1 protein-coding gene is annotated in these 386 nt (G+C 78.8%); it reads left to right on the top strand.

Annotated elements, in window-relative coordinates; genetic code table 11:
• On the top strand, positions 1-386 hold a 386-nt coding region (locus DW299_RS06140), incomplete at both ends, for a beta-propeller fold lactonase family protein (RefSeq protein ID WP_168443086.1).

The following is a 386-nucleotide window of genomic DNA, read 5'->3' on the forward strand; positions in this document are numbered from 1 at the left end:
CAGTGCATCGGCTCACGCGCGGGCCCGGCGACGGCGCGGCCGACTGGGTCGTGCGGCAGAGCCTCGCCCTGCCGGGGGTGGAGCTGCCGTGCCGGGTGCGGTTCGACGCGGCTTCGCGGCGCCTGCTGATCCCCGGGTACGGGAACGGGGCGCTCGGGGTGGTCGACCTCGACCGGGACGGCGGCTTCGCCGGGGCCGCCCGAGTGGTCGCGTTCACCGGCGGTGGGCCCGACCCCGAACGACAGGACGGCCCGCACGCCCACGACGCCCTCGCGCTCGCCGCCGGCATCGGCGTGACCGACCTCGGCGCGGACGTGCTGCGCATCCTCGACCCGACGACCCTCGCCGAGCGGGCGCCGCTGGAGCTCCCCGCGGGCACGGCTGGC

Source organism: Microbacterium sp. K35, assembly GCF_004794375.1.
Lineage (GTDB): Bacteria > Actinomycetota > Actinomycetes > Actinomycetales > Microbacteriaceae > Microbacterium > Microbacterium sufflavum.